Origin of the sequence: Streptomyces sp. AcH 505 (assembly GCF_000818175.1) — a bacterium.
Taxonomy (GTDB): domain Bacteria; phylum Actinomycetota; class Actinomycetes; order Streptomycetales; family Streptomycetaceae; genus Streptomyces.
Map to the genome: position 1 here is coordinate 5,910,244 of NZ_JTIY01000001.1, position 15,318 is coordinate 5,925,561.

Below are 15,318 nucleotides of genomic sequence, written 5' to 3' on the forward strand. Positions count from 1 at the left end.
ACCACCTCGGCCGCGGCTGCTTCAGCCGGGGCTTCGTGGGCCGGGTCCGACGCGGGCTCCCGCACCGCTGCGCTCCCCGGCCGGGCAGCGGGGGAGGCAGCCACCCGGCACGGCGGGCAGCGCCGCGCCAGGCCGTGGTGCATGGCATACGCGGCTTCGGCGGTGAAAGGACCGGTGGCGGTGATTGCCGCCATGGCGCTCCACAGCACTTCGCGCTCGTCGTCGCCGTCGAGCAGGACCGACACCAGCCGTAGCAGTGTGTCCCGCGCGGCCCCCGGTCGCGGAACGGGACGGCGGTCCCCGGTGGTCGGAATCGGAACAGCGTCCATCGCGGGTCCATTCGCGGCTCGAAAGCGACTTTCCACCGTCCACGCTACGCCGTCCGGCACAGGGTCTCACCTGCGGACCTGCCGCATCCCCGTCTTCGCGGACCGGAACGACGGCGCCGATTGGTCATGCCGGGGTGAGGAAACGCGACGAGTACCGCGCGACGCTTCGAAGAAGTGCGGTGGGCGCTCCAGCCGTTCACGTGGCAGCCTGCCGGGCCGTCCCGTGTTGTGACGGAGGAGATTCCCATGGCGAAGGCAGTAGGCATTGATCTCGGTACCACCAACTCGGTCATCGCGGCGTGGGAGGGCGGCGGGCCTTCCGTCGTCCCGAATGCCGAGGGGGCCAGAACGACGCCGTCGGTGGTCGCCTTCTCCGATGACGGCGAGCGGCTGGTGGGACAGCTCGCGCGCCGGCAGTCGATCCTCAATCCCAAGGGCACCATCACCTCGGCGAAACGGTTCATCGGCCGTCGCTACGACGAGATCTCCGACGAGGCCAAAGCGGTCTCCTTCGATGTCGTCGAGGGGCCTGGCGGGGTGGCCCGCTTCGAGGTGAACGGCAAGCAGCACGCGCCCGAGGAGATCAGCGCGCAGGTCCTGCGGAAGCTGGCCGACGACGCCGGGAAGGCGCTCGGTGAAAAGGTGACCGAAGCGGTCATCACCGTCCCCGCCTACTTCAACGACGCCCAGCGCCAGGCCACCAAGGACGCCGGGAAGATCGCCGGCCTCGACGTTCTGCGGATCATCAACGAGCCGACCGCCGCGGCCCTGGCCTACGGTCTTGACAAGAAGGGCCACGAGACGGTCATGGTCTTCGACCTGGGCGGCGGCACCTTCGACGTCAGTCTGCTGGACGTCGGCGACGGTGTGGTGGAGGTCCGCGCCACCGCGGGCGACTCCCATCTGGGCGGCGACGACTTCGACCGCCGGCTGGTGGACCATCTCGCGGACGGCTTCCAGCAGGCCGAGGGCATCGACCTGCGTAAGGACCCGCAGGCCCTGCAGCGCCTGTTCGAGGCGGCCGAGAAGGCGAAGACCGAGCTGAGTTCGGTAAGCCAGACGCAGGTGAGCCTGCCGTTCATCACGGCGGACGCCTCCGGGCCGAAGCACCTCACCGAGACGGTCCGCCGCTCCACGTTCGAGCAGATCACCTCGGACCTGGTGGAGCGCTGCCTGGACCCGATCAGGACGGCGATGAGCGACGCCAAGGTCACGGACAACGACATCGACGAGGTGATCCTCGTCGGCGGCTCCACCCGTATACCGGCCGTGCAGAACCTCGTCCGCCGGATGACCGGCGGCAAGGACCCGAACATGAGCGTCAACCCCGACGAGGTCGTGGCGCTGGGCGCCGCCGTCCAGGCCGGGGTGCTCAAGGGCGAGGTCAAGGACGTCCTGCTGCTGGACGTCACCCCGCTCTCCCTGGGCGTCGAGACGGCCGGCGGCGTGATGACCAAGATCATTGAACGCAACACCACCATCCCCGCCCGCCGCTCCGAGACGTTCTCCACGGCCGAGGACAATCAGCCGGCCGTGGACATCGTGGTTCTCCAGGGCGAACGCGAACTGGCCGCGGACAACCGGGTGCTGGGCCGCTTCCGGCTGGAGAACCTGCGGCCGGCCAGGCGCGGGGAGACCCAGATCGAGGTCACCTTCGACATGGATGCCAACGGCATCCTCAAGGTCAGCGCCAAGGACCGGGACACCGGCGCCGAGCAGTCGGTGACCATCAGCGAGGGCTCCAATCTCGACCCGTCCGAGGTCGAGCGGATGATCAACGAGGCCGAGAGCAACCGGACCGCCGACCTCGCCCTGCGCGAGGCCATCGACGCCCGCAACGAGCTGGACGCCTCCGCGTACCAGGTGGAGCGCCGGCTGGACGAGCTCGGCGACGCCGCACCGGAGCACGAGCGGGCCCGGGCCCAACTGCTCATCGACGAGGCGCGCACCGCCGTCAAGGAGGAAGCCCCGGCGGACCGGGCCCGGAACCTGACATCCGAACTCCAGCAGCTCCACGCGGCTCTGGCCGCGCACTCCACCGCACCCGGCGGAGCCGAAGGCGACGTACGGCCCGGCCCGGCGCCCGGCCAGAGCCCCGAGGGTGGATCCCCGAGGGGCGACGACGACGTCATCGACGCCGACTTCGACAAGAGCTGAGGCGGCGACATGTCGGATCAGGACCAGACGACGCGTCCGGCCGAGGACCGCTCGCCGCCGGAGTCCGGGCAGACGCCCCTGCCCCCCACGCCGCCTACCGACGCAGCCGGGGAGCAGACACCGGAACACCGCACCACCGAGGCGGAGGAGTTGACGGACCGGTGGCGGCGAGCCCTCGCCGACCTCGACAACCTCCGCAAGCGCCACGCCCGCGAGCTTCCCCGGGAGCGGGAGGCCGAGCGGGCCAAGGTGGCCGCCGCGTTCCTCCCGGTCGTCGACAACCTCGAACTGGCCCTCGACCACGCGGGCGCCGACGATCCCGGCGCGCTCGTCAGCGGAATCCGGGCGGTACGCGACCAAGCCGTCGAGGTGCTGCGAAGCCTCGGCTACCCCCGCTACGAGGAGACCGGCGTCCCCTTCGACCCCGAGCGGCACGAGGTGGTGTCCGTGGTGGATGAACCGGACACCGCCGCGGGCACCGTCGTCCAGGTGCTGCGGCCCGGCTACGGCGAACCCGGCCACCAACTGCGGCCGGCCGCCGTGGCGGTCAGCCGCAAGCAGGAGTGAGGCCGCCATGGCTGACGACTACTACCAGGTGCTGGGCGTCCCCCGTACCGCCGACGCCGCCGAGATCCAGCAGGCGTTCCGTACCCTGGCCCGCCGCTATCACCCGGACGTCAACCGCGATCCGGCAGCCGAGGAGCGCTTCAAGCAGATCAACGAGGCGTACAGCGTGCTGTCCGACCCCGACACCCGGTCCCGCTACGACCGCTTCGGCCCGGACTTCCGGCAGATTCCGGAGGACTACGACGAGCGCGTCGCGGCCGGCCAAGGCTTCGGCGGTGGAGCCGGCGCCTACCGCGGCAGTCCCTTCGACGGCACCGGAGGCGCCGGCCGGGCAGGCACCAGGACCTGGACGGAGAGTGACTTCGACACCGCCGGCGTGGACTTCGAGGATCTCTTCGGAGGCATGTTCGGCGGCCGGGCAGGCCGCGCCGGGCGGGGCAGCCCGATCCCCGGCGCCGACCAGGAGGCCGAACTCACCCTCAGCGTCGAGGAGGCGTACCGGGGCGGCCGGCGGAAGATCACCCTCGGCGGAGGCGCGGGGGAGCGCACCTACGACGTCACCATCCCGGCCGGTGTCGTGGACGGTCAGCGCATCCGGCTCGCCGGAGAGGGCGGCCGGGGCCGCGGCCCGGGTTCCGCCGGGGACCTCTACCTGGTGGTCCGTATCGCCCCCCATCCCCGCTACCGGCTCCTCGGACGCGACATTCACGTCGATCTGCCGGTCACCGCCTGGGAGGCAGCGCTGGGAGCGACGGTGCCGGTCTCCGGTCCCGGCGGGACGGCCAAGGTGCATGTGCCGGCCGGTACCTCCACCGGTCGCCGGCTGCGGCTGCGCGGTGAGGGGATGCCCGACCCCAAGGGTTCGTCGGGGGACCTCTACGCCGAGATCAAGGTGATGGTGCCGCCCTCGCCCGGCCCGCGTGAGCGCGAGCTGTTCGAGGAACTGGCCGCCGTCTCCTCCTTCGACCCGAGGAAGCAGACATGAGAGCCGAACACCGTTCGCCCGCCGAAGGCGCCGGACGGGCCGGCGCCGGGGGCGTCTATCCCCTGGTGCGGGTCTACCGGACCAGCCCCAACCCCTATCAGCTCTCCATGGCCGAGGTGGCCGGCCGCAGCGGACTGTCGCCCGACCTCGTCGGCCGCTTCGTCGCTCTCGGGCTGGTGGACGCCGAGCGTGATGCCCGTGGCCGCCTGTGGTTCCGGGCCGGCGCACCGTCGGCCATCGCCCGGGTGCAGCGGCTGCGGGCCGGACTGTGCCTCAACTACGCGGCCGTCGGCGTCGTCCTGGACCTGCTCGGCCGCATCGAACGTCTGGAGACCGCACTGCGGCACAGCGAACGAGCCGACAGGGAGCGTGCGACATGGACATGAACCGCCTCACCCACAAGTCCCAGGAGGCGCTGCGGGAAGCACAGAGCCTCGCGGTGCGGATGGACCAGAGCGAGGTCGACGGAGAACACCTGCTGCTGGCCTTGCTCGACCAGCAGGACGGCCTGACGGGCCGCCTGCTGGCCGACGCTGGCGCCGACCCGGCCGCCCTGCGGGCCGCCGTGGAGACCGATCTCGCCAAGCGGCCGCGCATGACAGGACCGGGCGCCACCCCCGGCCAGGTGACGGTGACCCAGCGGCTGGCCAGACTGCTGGACAGCGCGGAGCAGGAGGCCAAGCGGCTCAAGGACGAGTACGTCTCCACCGAGCACCTGGTGCTGGCGATGGTGGACGAGGGTCCGGCCACCGCGGCCGGCCGGCGCCTCGCCGAACAGGGCGTCAGCAAGGACTCCTTCCTCGGCGCCCTCACCACGGTGCGCGGGAATCAGCGGGTCACCTCCGCCGATCCCGAGGAAGCGTACGAGGCACTGGAGAAGTACGGCCGTGACCTCGTGGTGGAGGCCCGCACCGGCCGCCTCGACCCGGTGATCGGCCGGGACGCCGAGATCCGGCGAGTCATCCAGATCCTCAGCCGCAAGTCCAAGAACAACCCTGTGCTGATCGGCGAACCGGGCGTCGGCAAGACCGCCATCGTCGAGGGACTGGCCCAGCGGATCGTCCGCGGCGACGTGCCCGAAGGGCTGCGGGACAAGACGGTGTTCTCGCTCGACATGGGCTCGCTGGTGGCCGGAGCCAAATACCGCGGCGAGTTCGAGGAGCGGCTGAAAGCCGTGCTGGCCGAGGTCAAGAGCGGCGAGGGCCGGATCCTGCTGTTCGTGGACGAACTGCACACCGTCGTCGGGGCCGGCGCCGCCGAGGGTGCCATGGACGCGGGCAACATGCTCAAGCCGATGCTGGCCCGCGGCGAGCTGCACATGATCGGCGCCACCACACTCGACGAGTACCGCAAGCACATCGAGTCCGACGCCGCCCTGGAGCGGCGCTTCCAGACCGTGCTGGTGGACGAGCCGACCGTCGAGGACGCCATCTCCATCCTGCGCGGCATCCGCGAACGGCTGGAGATCTTCCACGGCGTCAAGATCCAGGACGGCGCCCTGGTCGCCGCCGCCACCCTCAGCCACCGCTACATCAGTGACCGCTTCCTCCCGGACAAGGCCATCGACCTCGTCGACGAGGCGTGCGCGCGGCTGCGGACCGAGATCGACTCCATGCCCGCCGAACTCGACGAACTCACCCGCCGGGCCACCCGCCTGGAGATCGAGGAGGCCGCGCTCGACCAGGAGAGCGACCCGGCCAGCCGCACCCGCCTGGCGGACCTGCGGCGTGAACTGGCCGACCTGCGGGGCGAGGTGGACGCCAAACACGCCCAGTGGGAGGCCGAGCGGCAGGCCATCCGCAAGGTCCAGGAACTGCGTCAGGAACTGGAGCGCACCCGGCAGGAGGCCGAGGAGGCCGAACGCGCCTACGATCTGAACCGGGCCGCCCAGCTGCGGTACGGGACGATCAGCGAGCTGGAGCGCCGTCTGGCCGCCGAGGAGGAGCAGCTCGCCGACAAGCAGGGCGAGACCCGGCTGCTGCGCGAGGTGGTCACCGCCGAGGAGATCGCCGAGATCGTCTCCGCGTGGACCGGCATCCCCGTCACCCGGCTCCAGGAGGGCGAGCGGCAGAAGCTGCTCAAGCTGGACGAGATCCTGCGCGAGCGGGTCGTGGGCCAGGACGAGGCCGTTCAGCTCGTCGCCGACGCCGTGATCAGGGCCCGCTCCGGAGTGCGCGACCCGCGTCGGCCGATCGGCTCGTTCATCTTCCTCGGCCCCACCGGCGTCGGGAAGACCGAGCTGGCCAAGACCCTGGCCGCCGCGCTGTTCGACAGTGAGAGCAACATGATCCGCCTCGACATGAGCGAGTACCAGGAGCGGCACACCGTCAGCCGGCTGGTCGGCGCGCCCCCCGGCTACGTCGGCTACGAGGAGGGCGGCCAGCTCACCGAGGCCGTGCGCCGCAAGCCGTACTCCGTCGTCCTGTTCGACGAGATCGAGAAGGCGCACGCCGACGTCTTCAACACCCTGCTCCAGGTGCTGGACGACGGCCGGATCACCGACGCCCAGGGCCGTACGGTCGACTTCCGCAACACCGTCGTCATCATGACCTCGAACCTGGGCTCCCAGTACCTGCTCCAGGACGCCACCCAGGCGGGCGAGATCAAGCCCGAGGCGCGGGCGCTGGTGATGACCGAACTCAGCGGCCGGTTCCGCCCCGAGTTCCTCAACCGCGTGGACGACATCGTCCTCTTCCACCCGCTCGGCATCGCGCAGATCGAGCGCATCGTGGACCTGCTCCTCGCCGAGCTGCGCGACCGTCTCGCCGAGCAGCGCATCACGCTCGTCCTCACCGAGGAGGCCCGCCGGCTGATCGCAGCCGAGGGCTACGACCCGGTCTACGGGGCCAGGCCGCTGCGCCGCTTCATCTCCCACGAGGTCGAGACCAAGATCGGCCGGGCGCTGCTCAGCGGCGAGGCACGCGAAGGCGTGACCATCCTGGTCGACGCAGGGGACGGCGAACTGACCGTGACCCTCCAGGACGAGCCGCAGGAGCCGTGATGACCACATCTCCACCAAGCGGCGGTGGCCGCGGCGGCGCCACCGCCGGGGCGAAGACCTCCGTGTGGACGGTCGCCTGCGCCCGCTGCGGCCGGACCAATCGCGTACCCGCCGTGGCGGAGGGCAGCCCGCGCTGCGGAAACTGCCGGGCCCCGCTGCCGTGGATCGCCGAAGCGCGTGACGCCGACTTCGGGGAGGTCGCCGAGCAGGCGAGCCTGCCCGTGCTCGTCGACCTCTGGGCCACCTGGTGCGGGCCCTGCCGCATGGTGAGCCCCGCCCTCGAACAGGTCGCCAAGGACCTGGCGGGCCGGATCAAGCTCGTGAAGGTCGACATCGACATGTCGCCCGCCCTGGCACGGCGGTTCGAAGTCCAAGCCGTACCGACCCTGCTGATCCTCGACCACGGCAGGCCCCTCGCGCGCCGGACCGGCGCCGCGCCCGTGGACGCGCTGCGCCGCTGGGTGGACGAGTCACTGCCGACGCCCTCGGGACCAGCCGGCTCCGCCACCAGGAGGCCGTAATGACCAGTCTTCCCGACCCGCACCTGTCCCTGGTCCGGCCCGTCACGCCAAGAACACCGCAGGGCTGCGAGGACTGCCTCCGCATGGGAACTCCGTGGGTGCACCTGCGCCTGTGCCTGACCTGCGGCCATGTCGGCTGCTGTGACTCCTCGCCGATGCGGCACGCCCGCGCCCACGCCGCGGCCGACGGCCATCCGATCGTCCGGTCGTTCCAGCCCGGCGAGGACTGGCGGTGGTGTTTCGTGCACGAGGCGATGGTCTGAGCCCGCCGGGCCGGCACGGCGGAAGCCACCGTGCTCCGGCCGCTGTTCTCCATCCCGCTTTCCGCCTCCGCCTTTCTGACGAAGGGAACGAAGGATGCCGACACCGACACCGACCCCCGTCGTGGACGACGCGTACCCACTGCTGACGGACGATCAGATCGCGATCCTGAGATCCTGCGGACAGGTACGGTCGCTCCGCGAGGGGGAACACCTCTTCCGCGCGGGCGAGCCCAGCGAGGAGTTCTTCGTCGTCCTCAGCGGCACGGTGGCCGTGGTCGAAGCCCGTGACGACCAGGACGAAATCGTCCAACTGCACGGTCCGTACAGCTTCCTCGGTGAACTGGGCGTGCTGGAGGGCCAGACGCCCTTCCTCAGCGCGCTGGCGAGCACACCCGGCGACGTACTCACGGTGGGTTCGGCCGCCCTGCGCGATCTGCTCAGCCGGGAACCCGCGCTCGGCGACCTGATCCTGCGTGCCTACCTGCTGCGCCGTACGATGCTGGTCGGCGCGGGCGCGGGGTTCCGTATCATCGGCTCCGCCTTTTCCCCCGACACGCGGCGGCTGCTGGAATTCGCCGCCCGCAACCGCCTTCCGCACCGCTGGGCCGATCTTGAGAAGGACACCGAGGCCGAGGTGCTGCTGACGCGTCTCGGTGTCACTCCGCAGGAGACCCCCGTCGTCGTCTGGCACGACCGTCGTGTGCTGCGCAATCCCTCCAACGCCGAACTCGCCAGGGTCATCGGGCTGCGGACGCAGACAGCCGCGGGGGTCTGCGACCTGATGGTGGTCGGCGCGGGACCCGGAGGTCTGGCCGCTGCGGTGTACGGCGCCTCCGAGGGGCTCTCGACCGTCGTCCTGGACGCGGTGGCGACCGGCGGCCAGGCCGGTACGTCGTCGCGGATCGAGAACTACCTCGGTTTCCCCGCCGGGATCTCCGGCATGGAGCTCGCCGAACGCGCCGTCGTGCAGGCCAACCGGTTCGGTGCCCGGATCTCCGTCCCCGCCGAGGCCGCCGGCATCGAACAGCGCGACGGAACCAGCGTGGTACGGCTCGCCGACGGTGGCACGGTCGCCGCCGACAACGTCGTGGTGGCCACCGGCGCCCGCTACCGACGGCTGACAGCCCCGGGTGTGGAGCGGTTCGAGGGTGCGGGGGTCCACTACGCCGCCACCCTCTGGGAGGCACGGACCTGCCGCCTTGACCCGGTGGCTGTCGTCGGCGGCGGCAACTCCGCCGGCCAGGCGGCCCTGTTCCTGGCGCGCGAGTCGCCCGCGGTCCATCTGCTGGTCCGCGGCGGAGACCTGGCGCACAGCATGTCCCGCTACCTGATCGACCGGATCGAGCGGCACCCCCGGATTGATGTCCGACTGCATACCGAGGTGCGGGAGGTCACCGGCGAGGACGGGGTCGAATCCGTCGTCGTTGAGGACAACCGCACCGGCGAACAGGAGGTACTGCCGGACCGGGCCCTGTTCGTCTTCATCGGCGCCCGTCCCGCCACCTCCTGGCTCGCCGACGCCGTAACCCTGGACCGGCGTGGCTTCGTTCCGACCGGTCAGGACGTGGTCCATGCGGCAGCGGACCTCTGGAAACCCCTGGCCCGCGCCCCGCTCGCCCTGGAGACCGGTCTGCCGGGGGTCTTCGCCGTCGGCGACGTCCGCAGCGGCTCGGTCAAGCGGGTGGCCTCGGCAGTCGGTGAGGGCGCCATGGCCGTCCGTCTGGCGCACGAACACCGCGGGGAGCAGGCCGCTCTGCCTGCTGAAAGGTGAGGAGTGAGCAACGTCGTCGCCGTCTGCAAGGCGCTCCTTAAGGTGCGCGACCCGGAGTTCGCGTCGTCTCTGTCTCCCGGGCAGCTTCGACACCGCTATGGGTCAGCTCAAGAAGGACCACGGCGCATCGGACCTGCTGAAGTCTGCGGCCGTCAGACGGTTCGGCGAGTCGGCGGAGATCGCAGCGGTACTCGCTTTCGTCGTGCGCACCGAACCTGCGAGCATTGGGCGATGACTCAATACCGGCACGTCGTCGCCCTGGGCAGTTCCTTTGCGGCAGGACCGGGCATCGAACCGATCGAGGACTTTCCCGCGATGCGGTCGAAGCGCAACTACGCACACCTGGCCGCGGAGCGGCTCGGCGCCGACCTCGTCGATCTGACGGTCTCCGGGGCGACGACCGCCACGATTCTCGACACACCGCAGATCACCATGGCAGGAGTGGAGTTCGCGCCGCAGATCGAAGGGCTCCCCGCGGACGCTGATCTCGTCACGCTGACTGCCGGCGGTAACGACCTCCAGTTCGCCGGGTCGATGCTCTACGAGGCCTGGCGGCAGAAGGATCCCGACAGCCCGCTGGTCACGATGCTGGCTCAGCAATTTCCTCGTGGTGTCCCCGCGCCGACCACGGCGGCGATCGAGGCGACGGCACAGGGGCTGATTCGAATCGTCCAGACGGTTCGGTCCCGTGCTACCGATGCTCGCGTGGTCCTTGTCGACTACCTGACGGTCCTCGACGATGCCACCGGCCCCGACGATGCCACCGGCCCCGACAACGACTTGCCCTTCTCGGCAGCGCAGAGGGCCGCGTTCCGCAGGATCCAGGACGGCATCGCGCGGGCCTACGGGATCGCGGCGGACCGCTCTGCGGCCGAGGTCCTGCGAGTGTCCGAGCTGAGCGCTGAGCATGCCCTCGGGTCGGCCGAACCGTGGGTCTTCGGGTTCCAGCCGACTCTTGAATCCACGGCGCACTCCTTCCATCCCAACGAGAAGGGCATGGCCGCCGTCGCCGACGCGCTGGTCAGGCTGCTGGAGAGCTGAGAGGTATCCGAACGGATCAGCTCAACTGCCAGCGACCTGGGCCGGGTTGAACAGCTTCCACTGGCCTTCGGAGACGACCTCGATGCCGTCGCCGGTCACCTTGATCGCGGTCTGGGCGTCGATGGCGTACGCCGGGCCGGAGATCCCGGCGGCCCATCGTGCCGCCTCGGCCATGGTGTTCTCGGGGCAGTCGGGGCTGTCGAGATGCGGGAAGACGGAGAAGTCCACGACTCCCAGCGCGCTGTCGCCGCCGGCGGGCGGCTTCCAGCCGACGAAGTGCGTTCCGACACGGGGCGTCAAGACCATGCTGCCGGCGCTGAGCCCTACGTAGACCGTGTCGCGCAGCGACGGGAAGAGGCCGGCCAGTCCGGACTCGCGCATCCAGTGGCACAGGTACAGCGCGTCGCCGCCGTTCACCAGCAGGACGTCCGCCTCCCGTACCCAGGAGACCCAGCGTTCCTTGTCGATGCCCGGCAGTGCGGTGAGCTCCAGCACGCCCACCGACTTCCACCCCAGCTCCGTCATGGGACCGGGGGAGCGTCCGCTGATGAAACGCCACGGCCCGCCCGGATCCCCGTACGGCCCGCCGTACCCCGCCGTGGGGATGCACAGGGCCGTCGACTCGGCGATCGGTCTGCCGAGGAGGTCGACCAGCGCCGCCAGGATGCTCGCGTTCCTGACGCCGGAGTCGGTGAGGAGCAGCTTCATCGCAGTCGGGTCGAACGCTCGCACAGGTCAGCGCGGTTGGCCGCGCCCGTCTTGTTCATCAGGCTGGCGATGTGTTTCTCGACCGTGCGGGGCGAGATGAACAGCCGGTCGGCGATGTCCTTGTTGCTCAGCCGGTCGGCGAGGAGCAGGAACGCCTCGTACTCCCGGACGGTGACGCCGAGGGTCCGCAGCTCTTCGGGGATGCCGTCCGTGCCGCTGCGGTGCTGGTGCACCGGGGCGCCCAGCCGGCGCAGGGCGGCCCGGCAGGCGTTCGTGACGGCCGGTACGCCCTGCTCGTGGAAGTGGTGTTCGGCCCGCCTGAGCCAGGCGACCGGCTCGCCCCAGCCGTCCTCGTGCGCCGGGTCCGCGACCAGCCGCAGGCCCAGGTGCAGGGCGGCCGGGTACGCGGCGGCGTCGCGCAGGGCCGTGTCGATGCGCTCGGCGGCCCGCTCGCCCTGCCCCTCCCGGCCGAGCAGGACGGCGTCCGCGAGCGTGACGAACTGGCGGTTCCACCGCATCTGTCCGACCGCCGTCGCGGCCACCGCCTCGTGCCGGGCGCGGTCCGCCTCACCCGCCAGCACGTCCAGCAGCAGCCCGACCCCGTGCGTGCCGCCGAGGTGGTACGTGCTGGGGTTGTGCCGCTCCAGCGCCGACAGCGCCCCCAGCTCCGCCCGTGCCAGGTCGCGGTCCTCCTCCATCAGGGCGCAGAAGGCGCGGGCCATGCCCAGCGTCAGCGGCTCCTCCTGCGATCCCGCCCCCTCCCATTCGGCGAACGAGTCGAGGGCGGCCTCCATCGCCGGCCGGTCGCCCTGGTGCGCCTCCAGTGACGCCAGGGACATGAGGAGATACCGGACGGCGGGGGCGAGTCTGAGCCTGCGCACGATCGTCAGGCACTCGACGGCCGCCTCGCGTGTCGCGTCGCGCGCGCCCCGCATCACCCCGTCCAGGACGAGGATGCCGTCCACGGTGTGCACGATGTTGATCGAACCGAGCCGCAGCGCCTCGTCCCTGGCGGAGAGCAGTCCGGCGGTGTCGCCCTCCGCCAGCCAGTCGTTGCCGCCGATCCGCGTCGCCGCGTACATCCGCCGCAGGGGGAGCTGATGCCGCTCCGCCGTCGACAGGGCCTTTTCCAGCATGGCCCGGGACTCGTCGGGGTCCCGTTCGCGGGCCACGGTCGCCAGCAGCTCCCACGCCTGGCAGGCGACGGAGGGCAGCGCGTAGCGCTCGGCGGCGTCGGCCGCCGAGCGGGCCAGCTTCTCCGCCTGCTGGGTGCGGTCGGTGCCGGGGGTGTCCAGGGCGAGATAGGCGGCGGTGACATCGACGGACGCCGTCGCCGCGCCGTCCGGATTGGCACCCAGCACCTCGCGGGCCCGATCGATCTGCCGGTTGCCGTCGCTCCAACGCCCCGCCGTGTGCGCCACCTTGGCCAGCCGGGTGTGCAGGATCGCCAGACGTGACGCACCGAGCCCCGCGCTGTCCAGGGCGTGCAGATGCTCGACCAGGTCGAAGGCCCGGTCGAAGTCGCCCGACTCGGCGAGCGCGGGCAGCAGCGGCTCCAGCGCGCCCGCCCGCTCCTGTGGATCGCCGGCCCGCGCCAGCAGGGTCTCGGCCCGGCTGAGCAGGGTCACAGCGGAACCGAGCGCGCCGGCGGCCAGGGCCCGCCGCCCCGCCTCGGCGAAGAGCTTGCCGGCCGCCGCGTCCTCGCCGGCCTCGGACCGCAGCCCGGCAGCGAGCGCGCACCAGTCACCGGGCAGCTGCGGGTGCAGCTTCTCGACCGCCTCCGCGCCCTGGCGCGCCAGGTCCGCGCGCTGACCGGGCGTCAGCTGGGTGAACAGGGCTTCCACGGTGGGTGAATGGCGAAAGGAGTACCAGTCGGGGGCGGGCTCGTCGGGGACCACCAGACGAGCGGCGACTCCGGCGTGCAGATGGCTGAGCAGGGCCCGGTCGTCGACTCCCGTCATCCGCTGGAGCACGGTCAGCGGGAACCGTCTGCCCAGCACGGCCGCCGCCGACAGCAGCGTCAGGCCCTCGGCGCCCAGCCGGTCGATACGGCGCAGGATGCCGCGGGCCAGCGCGGACGACACGTCGCCACGCGGATCGCCGACCGTGCGCCAGCCGTCGGGGCCCTGCACCAGGGTGCCCGCGCCGATCATCGACTGGAGCAACTCCTCGACGAGGTAAGGGCTTCCGGCGCTGCCCTCCCACAGCCGCTCCAGCACCGCCGCCGGCACATCCTCCGGCGATGTGCCCAACTGGCCCGCGACCAGGTCGCGTACCTGGGGGCGGGTGAGTGGCGCCAGCTCCACGACGGATGCCGTGCCGCGCCGGCGGGCCGACTGTGCGAGATCCAGCGCGTCGCTGAAGTCCGTGCGGACGGTGGCGAGCAGCAGGACCGGGCTGTACTCCAGGTTGTCCACGAGATATTCGAGGACGCCCAGGGTCTCGGGGTCGGCGTCGTGCAGATCCTCCAGCACCAGGAGCCGGCCCCGGCCGTGGTCGGTTGCCATGAGCAGGCGCAGGACGGCCTCACCCAGGATCACGATGGAACTGCTGTCGCCCGCCCCGGTGTTCCAGTCGGGGATCAGCCGTCCCAGCACCGGCTTGTACGGTCCCAGGGACAGCTCGTCCAGCGATTCACCGGTGCGGAAGAGCGACATCAGCGCCTCGGTCAGCGGCCGGAACGGCACCGCGGGCCCTGTGGTGCTGCTGCGGCCACGCAGTACGCCCATGCCGACCCCGAGCGCACTGCCCACGACCTCGGCCGCCAGCCGGGACTTGCCGACCCCGGCTTCGCCGACCAGGAAGACCACGCCACCGCGCCCCTGCTGAGCGTCGGACAAAGCGCGTCCGAGCAGCCCCAGTTGGGCATCCCGGCCGATGAGGGAAGAGGCTTGGAGACGCATGGCTTCCAAGCATAATCAGAATATCCGGAACCGTGGTGTGCCGTCGGGACTTCCCTTCCGCCCGGCGGTCCTGTCGGCCCGCCGAGCGGTGGGACGTGGCTACTGGGGCGCGGACACCGAGGTGTCGATCGAGCTGAGCGTGATGACGAGGCCGCTGGTGAGGACCATCCCGGCCAGGATGCGGGCGCGGGCGCAGGCGCGGTTGCGGCCCGAGAGGGTGATGCCGCCCGCGGCGTCCTGCTCGTCGGCGGCAGCGGGCGTGGGGGCCTCGGTGTCGGCGGAGACGGAGGCGACGGCGGAGGTGGAGACGGCAGCGGCGCGGCGGGAGTGCAGGTTCATGGGGAACTCCTTCGTGGGGGAAGTGCGCGGATGAACGAGCGGGTGAACGAGAGGAAGAGCGGAGACAACGAGCGTGCGGGGAGGAGCGGTTGGTGGGCCGGGTCCGGCCGGCCGGGGAGGCTCGCCCTCAACAGGCGGGCGGATTGGCCGGGTTGCCCGGACAGGAGTGCTCCAGCAGGAGCGCGGACGGGACATGGGCCGGGGAGCAGAGGCGGAGCAGCCCGTAGCCGATGCCGGCGAGGCCCGTCAGCATCCCGGGAGAGGGCACTTGGCCGGGGGTCGCGCAGCGGTGCTGCTGTCCCTCGACGGTCGCGAGGACCCGGCCGCCGGCCCGGCCGAGAGCGGCGGACGCCGTGGTGTCGCCCTGGCCGGCCAGCACCGACAGGGCTTCCAGGGCGCCGAACGCGCCGTGGCCCGCACTGAGTTCGGGTCCGTCGCCGAGGGCGGCGAGGCGCGTGGCGAGGTCGTCGCGCCCCGGCAGGTGCGCGGTGGCGGCGGCGATCCCGGGCAGGCCGGTGGTCCATGACGGGTTGGGCGCTGCGGCTTCAGGGGCGGTGTCGGCCGAGCGCAGCAGTCCGGCGGCGATCTCCGGGTGTCCCTTGCCGTCCGCCCGGTGGTCAGCGTGGCGCCACAGCGCCCAGCCGATGCCGGCGGCGCCCTCGGCGAACCCCGCGGCGCCGTTGCCCCGCGCCGCGGCGGGGGCCAGGGCGTCCGCCACCGCTTCGGCCAGTTC

The 15,318-nt window shown here is 71.6% G+C and carries 13 protein-coding genes and 1 pseudogene; 9 read left to right on the top strand and 5 right to left on the bottom strand.

The features are described 5' to 3' along the window. Positions 1-245: pseudogene (locus tag HY68_RS44100) on the bottom strand (hypothetical protein); the annotation flags it as partial. Between the two features lie 330 nt (positions 246-575). On the opposite strand from HY68_RS44100, the gene dnaK reads away from it, so the two are divergent. The 9 genes from dnaK to HY68_RS26515 all read left to right on the top strand — a co-directional run bounded on the left by dnaK (position 576) and on the right by HY68_RS26515 (position 10,635). Further along, on the top strand, positions 576-2,486 hold the full coding sequence (gene dnaK, locus HY68_RS26475; protein WP_041993243.1) for a molecular chaperone DnaK: 1,911 nt from the start codon (positions 576-578) through the stop codon (positions 2,484-2,486). Positions 2,487-2,495: 9 nt separating this feature from the next. After that, positions 2,496-3,053, top strand: coding sequence for a nucleotide exchange factor GrpE (locus tag HY68_RS26480; protein WP_041993245.1), 558 nt, complete (start codon positions 2,496-2,498; stop codon positions 3,051-3,053). Between the two features lie 7 nt (positions 3,054-3,060). Next, positions 3,061-4,038, top strand: a complete 978-nt coding sequence (locus tag HY68_RS26485; RefSeq protein WP_041993248.1) for a DnaJ C-terminal domain-containing protein — start codon at positions 3,061-3,063, stop codon at positions 4,036-4,038. Then, complete coding sequence (locus HY68_RS26490) at positions 4,035-4,424, top strand: chaperone modulator CbpM (protein ID WP_078863791.1); 390 nt, start codon at positions 4,035-4,037, stop codon at positions 4,422-4,424. The genes HY68_RS26485 and HY68_RS26490 overlap by 4 nt, the downstream gene beginning before the upstream one ends. Then, positions 4,415-7,039 carry an ATP-dependent chaperone ClpB gene (clpB, locus tag HY68_RS26495; protein WP_041993250.1) on the top strand — a complete coding sequence of 875 codons (2,625 nt, stop codon included), beginning with the start codon at positions 4,415-4,417 and terminating at the stop codon, positions 7,037-7,039. Before HY68_RS26490 ends, clpB begins: the two co-directional genes overlap by 10 nt. Further along, complete coding sequence (trxA, locus tag HY68_RS26500; RefSeq protein WP_078863792.1) at positions 7,039-7,560, top strand: thioredoxin; 522 nt, start codon at positions 7,039-7,041, stop codon at positions 7,558-7,560. Before clpB ends, trxA begins: the two co-directional genes overlap by 1 nt. Next, positions 7,560-7,823: a UBP-type zinc finger domain-containing protein gene (locus tag HY68_RS26505; protein WP_041993254.1), complete on the top strand. Its 264-nt coding sequence runs from the start codon at positions 7,560-7,562 to the stop codon at positions 7,821-7,823. Before trxA ends, HY68_RS26505 begins: the two co-directional genes overlap by 1 nt. A 94-nt stretch (positions 7,824-7,917) precedes the next feature. Beyond that, entirely contained in the window at positions 7,918-9,594 is a 1,677-nt protein-coding gene (locus HY68_RS26510) for a cyclic nucleotide-binding domain-containing thioredoxin-disulfide reductase (RefSeq protein WP_041993258.1), read from the top strand. Between the two features lie 3 nt (positions 9,595-9,597). Then, positions 9,598-10,635: an SGNH/GDSL hydrolase family protein gene (locus tag HY68_RS26515; RefSeq protein WP_241778687.1), complete on the top strand. Its 1,038-nt coding sequence runs from the start codon at positions 9,598-9,600 to the stop codon at positions 10,633-10,635. 21 nt (positions 10,636-10,656) lie between these two features. Here the strand turns inward: HY68_RS26515 and HY68_RS26520 are convergent, their stop codons facing one another. From HY68_RS26520 to HY68_RS45485, 4 genes are all read right to left on the bottom strand, one after another. Beyond that, entirely contained in the window at positions 10,657-11,343 is a 687-nt protein-coding gene (locus HY68_RS26520; protein WP_041997242.1) for a Type 1 glutamine amidotransferase-like domain-containing protein, read from the bottom strand. Beyond that, complete coding sequence (locus HY68_RS26525; protein ID WP_041993263.1) at positions 11,340-14,246, bottom strand: LuxR family transcriptional regulator; 2,907 nt, start codon at positions 14,244-14,246, stop codon at positions 11,340-11,342. Before HY68_RS26525 ends, HY68_RS26520 begins: the two co-directional genes overlap by 4 nt. 99 nt (positions 14,247-14,345) lie before the next feature. Beyond that, positions 14,346-14,585 (bottom strand): hypothetical protein, encoded by a 240-nt coding sequence (locus HY68_RS26530; RefSeq protein ID WP_041993266.1) that lies wholly within the window; start codon positions 14,583-14,585, stop codon positions 14,346-14,348. A 127-nt stretch (positions 14,586-14,712) separates the two neighbouring features. Then, positions 14,713-15,318 (bottom strand): lanthionine synthetase LanC family protein (locus HY68_RS45485; RefSeq protein ID WP_041993269.1); only part of this gene is annotated, 606 nt, incomplete at its 5' end.

Bases quoted from the DNA above. Each gene is read 5' to 3' on its own strand.
- HY68_RS26480 (WP_041993245.1), top strand. From the start codon at position 2,496: ATGTCGGATCAGGACCAGACGACGCGTCCGGCCGAGGACCGCTCGCCG.
- HY68_RS26490 (WP_078863791.1), top strand. From the start codon at position 4,035: ATGAGAGCCGAACACCGTTCGCCCGCCGAAGGCGCCGGACGGGCCGGC.
- HY68_RS26485 (WP_041993248.1), top strand. From the start codon at position 3,061: ATGGCTGACGACTACTACCAGGTGCTGGGCGTCCCCCGTACCGCCGAC.
- HY68_RS26505 (WP_041993254.1), top strand. From the start codon at position 7,560: ATGACCAGTCTTCCCGACCCGCACCTGTCCCTGGTCCGGCCCGTCACG.
- HY68_RS26525 (WP_041993263.1), bottom strand. From the start codon at position 14,246: ATGCGTCTCCAAGCCTCTTCCCTCATCGGCCGGGATGCCCAACTGGGG.
- HY68_RS26530 (WP_041993266.1), bottom strand. From the start codon at position 14,585: ATGAACCTGCACTCCCGCCGCGCCGCTGCCGTCTCCACCTCCGCCGTC.
- dnaK (WP_041993243.1), top strand. From the start codon at position 576: ATGGCGAAGGCAGTAGGCATTGATCTCGGTACCACCAACTCGGTCATC.
- trxA (WP_078863792.1), top strand. From the start codon at position 7,039: ATGACCACATCTCCACCAAGCGGCGGTGGCCGCGGCGGCGCCACCGCC.
- HY68_RS26510 (WP_041993258.1), top strand. From the start codon at position 7,918: ATGCCGACACCGACACCGACCCCCGTCGTGGACGACGCGTACCCACTG.
- clpB (WP_041993250.1), top strand. From the start codon at position 4,415: ATGGACATGAACCGCCTCACCCACAAGTCCCAGGAGGCGCTGCGGGAA.
- HY68_RS26520 (WP_041997242.1), bottom strand. From the start codon at position 11,343: ATGAAGCTGCTCCTCACCGACTCCGGCGTCAGGAACGCGAGCATCCTG.